General features: G+C 60.7%; 11 protein-coding genes, 5 pseudogenes and 1 riboswitch. Of the genes and pseudogenes, 13 read left to right on the top strand and 3 right to left on the bottom strand.

The features are described from left to right. Positions 1-330: pseudogene (gene nodD2, locus V8P77_RS34495) on the bottom strand (transcriptional regulator NodD2); the annotation flags it as partial. Positions 331-527: 197 nt separating this feature from the next. Here nodD2 and V8P77_RS34490 point away from each other — a divergent pair. The 13 genes and pseudogenes from V8P77_RS34490 to V8P77_RS34430 all read left to right on the top strand — a co-directional run. Beyond that, positions 528-881, top strand: a pseudogene (locus V8P77_RS34490) (bifunctional diaminohydroxyphosphoribosylaminopyrimidine deaminase/5-amino-6-(5-phosphoribosylamino)uracil reductase RibD); the annotation flags it as partial. A gap of 283 nt (positions 882-1164) precedes the next feature. Beyond that, positions 1165-1365 (top strand): DUF1059 domain-containing protein, encoded by a 201-nt coding sequence (locus V8P77_RS34485; RefSeq protein WP_264399503.1) that lies wholly within the window; start codon positions 1165-1167, stop codon positions 1363-1365. Between the two features lie 193 nt (positions 1366-1558). Next, a pseudogene (locus V8P77_RS34480) lies at positions 1559-2201 on the top strand (3-oxoacyl-[acyl-carrier-protein] synthase III C-terminal domain-containing protein); the annotation flags it as partial. Between the two features lie 71 nt (positions 2202-2272). After that, a riboswitch (TPP riboswitch) is annotated at positions 2273-2392 on the top strand. Between the two features lie 88 nt (positions 2393-2480). After that, positions 2481-4289, top strand: coding sequence for a phosphomethylpyrimidine synthase ThiC (gene thiC / locus V8P77_RS34475; RefSeq protein WP_264399504.1), 1809 nt, complete (start codon positions 2481-2483; stop codon positions 4287-4289). A gap of 2 nt (positions 4290-4291) precedes the next feature. Next, positions 4292-5284, top strand: coding sequence for a glycine oxidase ThiO (gene thiO, locus V8P77_RS34470; protein ID WP_264399505.1), 993 nt, complete (start codon positions 4292-4294; stop codon positions 5282-5284). Then, positions 5281-5478 (top strand): sulfur carrier protein ThiS, encoded by a 198-nt coding sequence (thiS, locus tag V8P77_RS34465; RefSeq protein ID WP_264399506.1) that lies wholly within the window; start codon positions 5281-5283, stop codon positions 5476-5478. The genes thiO and thiS overlap by 4 nt, the downstream gene beginning before the upstream one ends. 1 nt (position 5479) lies before the next feature. Continuing rightward, positions 5480-6253 (top strand): thiazole synthase, encoded by a 774-nt coding sequence (locus tag V8P77_RS34460; protein WP_264399507.1) that lies wholly within the window; start codon positions 5480-5482, stop codon positions 6251-6253. Beyond that, positions 6250-6855, top strand: coding sequence for a thiamine phosphate synthase (locus V8P77_RS34455; protein ID WP_264399508.1), 606 nt, complete (start codon positions 6250-6252; stop codon positions 6853-6855). The genes V8P77_RS34460 and V8P77_RS34455 overlap by 4 nt, the downstream gene beginning before the upstream one ends. Continuing rightward, positions 6846-7133: a bifunctional hydroxymethylpyrimidine kinase/phosphomethylpyrimidine kinase gene (locus V8P77_RS34450; protein ID WP_335916742.1), complete on the top strand. Its 288-nt coding sequence runs from the start codon at positions 6846-6848 to the stop codon at positions 7131-7133. The genes V8P77_RS34455 and V8P77_RS34450 overlap by 10 nt, the downstream gene beginning before the upstream one ends. Continuing rightward, positions 7091-7345: a bifunctional hydroxymethylpyrimidine kinase/phosphomethylpyrimidine kinase gene (locus V8P77_RS34445; RefSeq protein ID WP_264399509.1), complete on the top strand. Its 255-nt coding sequence runs from the start codon at positions 7091-7093 to the stop codon at positions 7343-7345. Before V8P77_RS34450 ends, V8P77_RS34445 begins: the two co-directional genes overlap by 43 nt. Next, positions 7252-7614, top strand: a complete 363-nt coding sequence (locus V8P77_RS34440) for a bifunctional hydroxymethylpyrimidine kinase/phosphomethylpyrimidine kinase (protein WP_264399510.1) — start codon at positions 7252-7254, stop codon at positions 7612-7614. The genes V8P77_RS34445 and V8P77_RS34440 overlap by 94 nt, the downstream gene beginning before the upstream one ends. Positions 7615-8116: 502 nt before the next feature. After that, entirely contained in the window at positions 8117-8713 is a 597-nt protein-coding gene (gene pmtA / locus V8P77_RS34435) for a phospholipid N-methyltransferase PmtA (RefSeq protein WP_264399511.1), read from the top strand. Positions 8714-8809: 96 nt separating this feature from the next. After that, a pseudogene (locus V8P77_RS34430) lies at positions 8810-9070 on the top strand (Dabb family protein); the annotation flags it as partial. Between the two features lie 252 nt (positions 9071-9322). Here the strand turns inward: V8P77_RS34430 and V8P77_RS34425 are convergent. Both V8P77_RS34425 and V8P77_RS34420 read right to left on the bottom strand, forming a co-directional pair. Beyond that, positions 9323-9526: a cold-shock protein gene (locus tag V8P77_RS34425; protein ID WP_264399512.1), complete on the bottom strand. Its 204-nt coding sequence runs from the start codon at positions 9524-9526 to the stop codon at positions 9323-9325. 420 nt (positions 9527-9946) lie between these two features. Further along, positions 9947-10404, bottom strand: a pseudogene (locus V8P77_RS34420) (hypothetical protein); the annotation flags it as partial.

Below are 10404 nucleotides of genomic sequence, written 5' to 3'. Positions count from 1 at the left end.
GACGAGGGTAACGTAGTCGGAAAGGATGATCCTGAAGCGACGATCTGAGTGGGCCGGGTTAAACGGTTCCCCGGAAATAATGGAGAGCCGAATGTGCAGCAGAGCCTCGCGCACCGCGGACGCGAGCCCTTCGGCACGCGGCGTAGGGATAAATTCGCGGCCAACCATCGCAAACAGCTCATCTTGGAAATAGGCGCGCAACCGGGCGACCGACGCGCTCATGGCCGGCTGGCTCAGATTAATGCTGCGTGCCGCTGCCGTGAGATTACGCTTGGCCATCAAAGCGTCGAGCACGACCAGGAGATTTAGATCAAGGCCTTTGAACCGCATGTCTCTTTATCCATAGCGTGGATGTATGCCATCTATCAGCATTCTCTATTAGTAATACTAATTGTCATTAGTAGGACAAATTGTCACTAGTAAATCAGGTATGGCACTTTCATTCGCGAATTGCACATTGAACGCGAATCTGAATATGGCGGTGTCAGATTGCGGACGCGCGGTGCTCAGTCAATGCGAGTGATCCAATCTCGCGTCGCGCCTTGCCCGTTCCATGCAGGTGGCATGTCTGGCCCAATCCTTCGTTCGGACGCGTGATCGTGCGCGATCGCGCGATCGTCGGGCGCGGCCGGACCCAGGCGGGCGGTCGGCCCAACGCCGAGCGTGTCGCCCTTGACGATGCCGGCGACCGTGCTCGTAGCGCCACGCTTTATGTGACGCTGGAACCCTGTTGCCACTGGGGCACAACGCCGCCCTGTGCCGATGCGATCATCGCGGCAGGCGTCTCCGCTGTTCATGCCTGCCTGCAAGATCCCGATCCGCGGGTGAACGGCGGCGGTTTCCGCAAGCTCCGGGAGGCCGGGATCAGATTCGAGGTCGGCGAGCCGTCTCAATCGCCAGCAGTCCCGGAGCGTTTCGATGCATGCCTCGCCGCTGACGATGACGGAACTTGGCTGCTCGAAAGAGGCGCCAGCCGGATGCGTGTCGCTGGTTGTCTTCGTTGTTCCTCCGACGCGGAACGACTTCTGGAGGAACTCGGAAGGCGAGGGCTTACAAACGTCTTTGTCGCCGTCGATGACGAAGCGGCCTCGCTGCTCGCCGCCGGCGCCAACGGCGGCGCGAGGATTTCGACGAGCGAAGCCCTGAGACAGTGAGGAGAAAGCCATGAAACAGTTTGATTGCGCAACTCTCGTTCCCGGTGTCGATCAGATCATACGCGCCCACACGGAAGCCAATGTTGTCGCCCGCGCCGTTGACTACCTCAAGACCGTGCTTGGTGAGGACGGCATTCGTCCGACTCTTGTCGAAGAGATACGAACGCGGATTACCGACGTCCCCTCTGCGGATCGATCCGGGCGCTCCTGAACAGACAGGGGCTGCTCTCTTCATGCCCCCGACGGCTATCGAGCGGCCGTTCTTGTTGAGATTCGTCGGATCGTGGCCCGAACGAGCGCAATTCGGCTTGGCAAGGATGCTGACATCGACGGAGGCTCAATTCAATATTCTATTCAGCGATAGAATATTGAATTGTGGTGCATGGTTACTGACGAGCAGACGTCGCACGCGCCATTGGGCCGAAGACGGTGAGACGCTGAGCGGCCTTGCTGCCGACGCAGGCCGGATAGCCCTCAACGATGCGGAGATTGCCCGAAGCGAGATCGCGCTCACTCTGCTCGCAACGTCAACACCCGATCATCCTGCTTCTGCCCTCCGCCCCCTTGCTCGCCCATAGACTTGGACTTATGCGATCCGGCGCGATCGACCTTGCGGGCGCCTGTTCGGGCTTCCTCTATGCGCTCATGCTCGCCGACGGTTTCGTTCGCGCCTAAGGGCGTGCAGTGTTGGTGGTTGCGGCCAACATTCTTAGCCGCCGGATCAACCTCGCCGAGCGGGCGAGCGCGGTGCTGCTCCAAGACGTCGCAAAGAGTATTGCAGCATGCAGAAATCACCGCCGGCCAGATTGGCCGGTTCCTTCCGCACCAAGCCAATGCACGCATGTTCGGCGCCGTTTGCGACAATCTCGGCATCGATCCGGCAAGGACAGTCCGGACGATCGAATTTTCGGCAATTCCTCTGCCGCGACCATTCCGCTTTTGCTCTCTATCGCCAAGAACAAGCGGCAGTTTGCGGAGGGAGAGACGCTGCTGCTGACCGCTGCAGGTGCCGGTTTGACGGGTGGCGCCGTCGCCTACCGGATGTAGCGGGCAAGACGGTTCTGACATCCTTTGGCGATTGACGGTTGACGAAACGCCTTTTCGGGCACTAACCTACGTTCATTCACCAGGGGGGTCACGACAAGGGGCTGAGATACTGCTGAGCGATTTCGCGGCGCAGTGACCCGTTGAACCTGATCCAGTTCATACTGGCGTAGGGACGGTGCAAGCGCTGCTATGACTGGGATTCCGCGTGCGGATTCCTGTCAGCGTCTTTTCATCATTCCGGCTCTGATGACTGGGTCTCCAACCTTTGGAGCCTCATCCATGAATATTGCCGCAAAACATCTTACCCCGACTGTCACGACCGGCCCACTGCCGGCCTCCCGCAAGATTCATATCCCGGGCGAACTGCATCCGCAGATCCGCGTGCCGATGCGCGAGATTTCCGTTCATCCGACCTCCGGCGAACCGCCGGTGACCGTTTACGATTCCTCAGGTCCCTACACCGATCCCGCACATGTCGTGGCGATCGAGTCCGGCCTGCCGCGCCTGCGCGAAAGCTGGGTTCTCGCTCGCGGCGACGTCGAGGCCTATGAGGGTCGCATCGTCAGGCCGGAGGATAACGGCTTCATCTCCGGAAATCACCTGACGCCCGAATTCCCGATCCGCAACCAGCCCTTCAAGGCCAGAAACGGCAGGGCCGTTACCCAGCTTGCCTATGCGCGTGCTGGCATCGTCACAACGGAAATGGAGTTCGTCGCCATTCGCGAAAACCTCGGCCGTCAGGCGGCCAAGGAGGCTCTTATCCGCGACGGCGAAAGTTTTGGCGCCCATGTCCCGGATTTCGTCACACCGGAATTCGTGCGCCGGGAAGTCGCCGAAGGCCGGGCGATCATTCCCGCCAATATCAACCATCCGGAATCCGAGCCGATGATCATCGGCCGGAACTTCCTGGTGAAGATCAACGCCAATATCGGCAATTCGGCCGTCACGTCCTCCATGGCCGAGGAGGTCGAGAAGATGGTCTGGGCGGTCCGCTGGGGTGCCGACACGGTCATGGATCTTTCCACCGGCCGCAACATCTACAATATCCGCGAATGGATCATCCGCAATTCGCCGGTGCCGATCGGTACCGTGCCGCTCTATCAGGCGCTGGAAGAGGTGGGCGGCATTGCCGAGGACCTGACTTGGAAGGTCTATCGCGATACGCTGATCGAACAGGCCGAGCAGGGCGTCGACTATTTCACCATCCATGCGGGCGTGCGGCTTTCCTATATCCCGCTGACCGTCAATCGGGTTGCCGGCATCGTTTCCCGCGGCGGCTCGATCATGGCCAAGTGGTGTCTGCATCACCACAAAGAGAGTTTTCTCTACGAGCATTTCGAGGAGATCTGCGACATCGCCCGCGCCTATGACGTCACCTTCTCGCTGGGCGACGGCCTGCGCCCCGGTTCGATCGCCGATGCCAACGACGCGGCACAATTTGCCGAACTGGAAACGCTCGGTGAGCTCACCCAGATCGCCTGGGCGAAGGATTGCCAGGTGATGATTGAAGGGCCCGGCCATGTGCCGATGCACAAGATCAAGGCGAACATGGACAAGCAGCTCGCGGTCTGCGGCGAGGCGCCCTTCTACACGCTGGGGCCGCTGACGACCGATATCGCGCCCGGCTACGACCATATCACCTCCGGCATCGGTGCGGCGATGATCGGCTGGTTCGGCACGGCCATGCTCTGCTACGTGACGCCGAAGGAGCATCTGGGCCTGCCCGACCGCAACGACGTCAAGACCGGTGTCATCACCTATAAGATCGCCGCCCATGCCGCCGACCTTGCCAAGGGGCACCCGGCCGCCCGCCTGCGCGACGACGCCCTGTCGCGGGCGCGCTTCGAATTTCGTTGGGAAGACCAGTTCAACCTGTCGCTCGATCCCGATACCGCCCGCAGCTTTCATGACGAAACCCTGCCGAAGGAAGCGCACAAGGTGGCGCATTTCTGTTCGATGTGCGGCCCGAAATTCTGCTCCATGCGCATATCGCACGACATCCGCGCCGAAGCGCAGAAGGAGGGGCTGGACGCGATGGCGGCGAAATACCGTGAGGGCGGCGATCTCTATATGCCCGTGGGGGAGTGACATTGCGCATCCTTGTCAAGGGGGCTGGCGTTGCCGGCCTCGCGGTGGCGCATGAGCTCGCGTCAGACGGTTTTGTTGTGGAGGTTGCGGACATCGCGCCAACGATCGGGGCGGGAGCGTCATGGCTGGCCGGCGGCATGCTTGCGCCCTGGTGCGAGCGGGAAAGCGCCGACCAGCGGGTGCTGGCGGAAGGCAAGACTGCCGCCGACTGGTGGGAGGCCGCGGTGCCGGGGGAAGTCACGCGCAACGGCACGCTGGTCGTCGCGCCGCAACGGGATCAGGGCGAGCTTGTACGGTTCGCCTCCCGCACATCGGAGTATGAATGGCTGGATGAAGGCGGCATAGCCGAGCTGGAGCCGGCGCTCGCGGGACGCTTCCGCAAGGGCCTCTTCTTTCGCGAGGAGGCGCATCTCGATCCACGGCGCGCTCTGCGGGCTCTTCACAGGTCGTTGCAGGGCGGGGGCGTTCAGTTTCATCTGGGCGTCGCCGGTGATCTCCCGGAAGGCCGGTATGACCACGTGATCGACTGCACCGGCTCCGCCGCCATCGGCACGCTGGAGCGGCTGCGGGGCGTGCGTGGCGAGATGCTTTATCTGGAAACGGAGGAGATTTCGCTGTCGCGGCCAATCCGGCTGCTGCATCCGCGTTACCCGCTCTACATCGTCCCGCGCCAGCAAGGCCGCTTCATGGTCGGCGCGACCATGATCGAGAGCGATGCGGACGGACCACCCACGGCGCGCTCGATCATGGAACTGCTCAATGCCGCTTATGCGCTGCATCCCGCTTTCGGCGAAGCGCGCGTGATCGAAACCGGAGCGGGTGTGCGGCCGGCCTTTCCGGACAATTTTCCGCGTGTCGTTCACATGGGGCCGGTGCTTCTTGTGAACGGTCTTTACCGCCATGGCTTCCTGTTGGCGCCGGCCATGGCCCGAGAAGTGACACGACTGTTGGCCGCGCCGCAAAGGAAACAAGCAGCGATAGGAACAATGACATGAAACTGATCGTCAATGGCGAGGATCACCACCTCGATGCCCTGACACTCTCTGATGTGATGACCACTCTTGAATATGAGGGTGGATGGCTGGCAACTGCTGTAAACGGCGAACTCGTTCATCGCGAGGAGCGAACCGAATGCCGTCTTGCAGAGGGTGACCGGATCGAAATTCTCACGGCACTGCAGGGAGGTTGACATGGTTGCGTTTTACGGAAGCGAGGTCGGCTCGCGGCTACTGCTCGGCACGGCGCGCTATCCCAGCCCAGCCGTTCTCGAAGAGGCGGTTCGTCGCTCCGGAACGGAGATCATCACCGTCTCCCTGCGACGCGAGACGGCCGGGGGCAGGGTCGATTCCACCTTCTTCGACATGATCCGCGCGCTCGGCGTGCGCGTGCTGCCGAACACCGCGGGATGCCACTCGGTGTCGGAGGCCGTGCTGACGGCCAACATGGCGCGGGAACTTCTGAGCACCGACTGGATCAAGCTGGAGGTGATCGGACATCACGACACACTGCAGCCGGATGTCTTTGCGCTGGTGGAAGCCGCGAGGGTCCTTTGCGCCGATGGCTTCAAAGTGTTTCCCTACACGACTGACGATCTGGTTGTTGCCGAACGCTTAGTGGAAGCAGGTTGCGAAGTGCTGATGCCATGGTGCGCGCCGATCGGCTCGGCCATGGGTCCGGTCAATCTGATGGCGCTGAAATCAATGCGTGCGCATTTCCCCGACATTCCTTTGATTGTCGATGCCGGCATCGGCCGCCCGTCGCATGCGGCAACAGTAATGGAGATCGGCTACGATGCCGTGCTTCTCAACACGGCAGTCGCCGGAGCAGGGGACCCGGCGCTGATGGCCGAGGCGTTCGCACAGGCCATAGAAGCGGGCCGCAATGCCTTTCTCGCGGGACCATTGGAGCCGCGAGATATGGCGGTTCCCTCGACACCGGTCATCGGCAAGGCAGTGTTCGCATGAAGCTCGATCCCTTTTATTTGATCGTCGACAGTGCCGACTGGATCGAGAGACTGGTTCGGCTGGGCGTGAGGCTCGTGCAACTGCGGATCAAGGATCGGCCGGAAGACATCTTGCAGGCAGAGATTCGACGGGCAAAAACGATATGCGCCGCCTATGGTTGCCAGCTCGTCATCAACGATTACTGGCAGCTCGCGATCGAGGAAGGCTGCGACTTCGTCCATCTGGGACAGGAGGATCTTGCAGCGGCGGATCTTGCGGCACTCCGCGCAGCCGGCCTGAAACTTGGCCTATCCACCCACGACGAGAACGAGCTTGAAACCGCGCTCGCAGCCAGCCCGGATTATGTCGCGCTGGGCTCGGTCTATCCAACCATCCTCAAGCATATGAAATGGTCGCCCCAGGGGCTTGAGCGGATCACGGAATGGAAGAAGCGTATCGCACCAATTCCACTCGTGGCAATCGGGGGGCTGAACATTGAAAGGCTGCAGGGTGTGTTCAATGCGGGCGCCAGCAGTGCGGCCGTGGTCACAGACATCACGTTGAACGCCAACCCCGAAGCGAGAACACGTGCATGGATAGAGTTCACCGAACCATGGCGATGACGGCGCGTCCGAATGTGCTCGTTATCGGCGGCTCGGATTCTTCGGGCGGCGCCGGCATTGCCCGGGACATCGCGACGCTATCCCATTTCGGCGCTCGGGCATCGCTTGCAGTTACGGCGGTTACGGTGCAGACTCATGCTGAGGTTATCGCGGTCGAACCCATGCCCGCTTCTTTCGTCGCCGCCCAGATGCTCGCGGCGCTTTCTGCCGATCCGATGCGGCCATCAAGATCGGAATGCTGGCGACGGCGGAAACGGTGCAGGCAATCTCCGATGTGATTGCCGGCAACCTTGCCATTCCGGTCATTCTCGATGCGGTGCTTGCGAGTTCATCCGGAACCCGGCTCCTCTCGGACAACGGGCTCGAAAACCTCCGGCAAAGGCTGCTGCCGATGGTATGCCCACCGATTGCGGAACCGCCTGTTGCGATGTCGAGATCGGTCGTCAGGCCCTGCAACTGCTGGACATGGGCTGCCCGGCCGTTCTGGTGAAAGGCGGCCATAGGAACGGCGCACTGGCCATCGACACACTCTATGCAACCGGAATTCCGCCACGCCATTTTGCCTTGCCGAGACGGCAGGCAACGTTGCGGGGAACAGGTTGCATGCTGCCGAGCGCCATCGCCGCGCATCTGGCGCTCGGGCACGACATGCAGGCTGCGGTCTCACTGGCGAAGACCTTCATGGACGAGAACTTTGATGCCGAGGGCGGTCAATCATCGCGTTTCGGCCCCGAGTCCGCGCAGAGGTATCCGCCATAGGATAGCAAGACACTCGGATTGTCCTTGCGGAGATAGCGATCGCCTCACGACGTGGAGTTTGAAAAATCCAATCCGACATCGAACGTTGCGGCGTTACGGCTGCACCAGCCGACCGAAATGAGATCCACTCCGGTTGCCGCAATGATCGGCGCGGCTGCCTTTGTCATCCGCGAAGTGTTTCGGCTGGGCACTACTACAAGCGGGTATCGCTCCCGAAAAGACCGTGCGAAGCCTTGAAGCCGTCGGAAATTCCTCTGCCGTGACAAGTCCTCTTTCGCTGTCGCTCGCAAACGAGGGCCGCAGTTTGTCGATGGCGAGATAGCGTTGTGGACGGCAGTTGGTGTGGGGATGAGAGGCGGCTCTATCGTTGTCGTCGTCTAAAACGAACGCCAGAAATCCCTTAGGAGAGGACCGATTTCGGCGCGAATAGGCTTGTTTATGTCGCAAATATCGACAAGAAGGCGTTCGCATTGAGAACGTCATGGGAATCAGGGGGGTGGATATGGCTTTTCGCTTGAAGACTGAGCTTGCCAGGAGGTTTGAAGACGAGCTGCAATTCTTCAAGGGCTGGCAAAGAGACAAGAAGGGCGTCGGCGCGGTCATCCCGACATCGATCTATACCGCCCGTCGCATGGCAAGCGTCGTCAATCCCCACTCCGGCCTTCCTGTTCTTGAACTCGGCCCCGGAACCGGCGTCATCACAAAGGCGATCCTGGAGCGAGGGCTAAAACCTTCGCAACTGGTCTCGGTCGAATATTCGAGCGCGTTTCATGAGGGATTGGTGCGACGGTTTCCAGGCGTCGATATCCGCCTCGGCGATGCGTTCCGGCTGGACGAGGTCCTGGCTGAACGCAGCAAGGAGCAATTCGACTGCGTTATCAGCGCCATCCCGATGCTGAGCTTCCCGATGGAACGGCGCGTCGCCCTGCTCGAAGACCTGCTTGCCCGCGTGCCCGCCGGCCGGCCGGTCATCCAGATCACCTATGGCCCGTTGTCACCGGTCATCAAGATGCCCGGACGCTATGTCGTGTCGCATTACGACTTCGTCGTCAGAAACATACCGCCGGCGCAGCTTTGGACATATCGCAGGGCACCCTAAGGCAGGGAAGCAAAACGCTCGGGCAATGCCTCCTGGGCGCCGCTCTTCCGCCGTCACATGCCTCCCCGAGACTACAAATAGCGAAAGAGCCGCACCATGATCCGCCATATCGTGTTTTTCACAGCAGTCGCACCAAAGATTGACGACGTCCGCAAAGGCCTCGGCCTCCTCGCCGAAATCCCCTATGCGCGTCACTTTGAGATCGGCTTCAATCTGAAGCATGACCTGTTCGGCAACGAGGTCGACCTCGTCGTCTATGCGGAATTCGAGGATACAGCCGCATTGGCCGCCTACAAGGCGCATCCGCTTTATCAGGCGTCAATCGACGCCGTGAAGCCGATCCGGGACTTGAGGATCGGCCGACTTCGTGGCGAGCGGGGAGACAGAGGCCCAGCCACTGCAGACAGGAGTGTCGCGAGACAATTGACGTCGGTGTCTCAACCGATCTTGATTGCCGTTGCTCTACGGTAGCGCTGCTGTGGGGGTAGGGTCCTCGGACGGAAGCTGGCGCCAAATGGCTTGCCGCCATTTTCACTTGAAGCAATGGGCGGTTTAGCCGCGTCGATCAGGGCGCAGACTGAGTTCAGTCGACGGTTCAAGAGGACGCGGTTAGATGACGCTGACGTTTTCGGCCTTGGACTTGCCGGTCTTGCGATCCTGACCAACATCGTAGCTGACCTTGTCACCGTCTCGAATTGACGCGCCGCCGCGCAACGCCGACACGTGAACGAAGACGTCCGTCCCGCCATTGTCGGGCGTGATGAACCCGAATCCCTTGTCGTTGTTGAAAAACTTCACAGTTCCTGATGGCACGGCTTCTCCTCTTGTTGTCGAAATCGGTTCGATCCGGCGCGACCCTATCGTTGAACATCGCCGCCATCAATGGTCCAAAGTCTTCTGGACGGAATCCCAATTCTTATTGCCAATCCCCGCGCCTGTTCTGCACGAAAAGATGTTCGTAGACGCATAGCCTCAGGGCTCAAGACTTCTTGAAGCGCGGCCTTCATGCGACCGGAAACAGGATGTGTAAGCCAGTACCCGTCAGCAGGAAGATCCTGCTCCGAGTCGATAGCAAGCTGATCCGATGCCGGATCTCTGTCGATCAAGCACCTGGCGAAGTCGGCTATGGCGCGCTTGCCTCCACTCCACCTTCGTCTGCGCCGTATCTCGACAAGCTGGCCGGCGTGCCTGAATGCGGTCCAGGTCAAGTGTTCGACCGTATCCAAGGCCAGGCTAGGAACAGCGGGCGAGCATTTCGCGGAGTGTGGCGTTCTCGGTTTCAAGATGTGTGCACAGAAGCGCCTTCAGGCGGCGATTTTCCTGTTCGAGCACGATCAGCTCATCTTGAGCCAGTGGCAGCGGCCGCTCGACGCTCGTTCCATCCGGTTGGGATTGCTTGGCGTCAAACTGTGTCCGTGATGGAGCTTTGCGCAGCTTACGACGACTGTCACCGCCCAAATGGCCGGGCGCAGTCGCGATCCGCTCTTCTTGAGGAGCCAAAGGCTCATCGGCCGGTGGCTCAGCCGTCTCAAGAGATGCCAACCCATGCGTGGATGATGCCTCAGTCGGATCAATCTCAACCACCTCCGCTGGCGCGTCGGTGACCGCCACCTCGGAGACGGGTGCGATTTCGCCCTCGGGGCTTGCGCTGGACGGAAGGTCGCCCGCGACCGTGAGTGGATGAGCCTGCG

Source organism: Rhizobium aouanii (assembly GCF_037002925.1).
Lineage (GTDB): Bacteria > Pseudomonadota > Alphaproteobacteria > Rhizobiales > Rhizobiaceae > Rhizobium > Rhizobium aouanii.
Note: the sequence above shows the minus strand (reverse complement) of the source record. Positions and strands in the feature narration are given on the sequence as shown.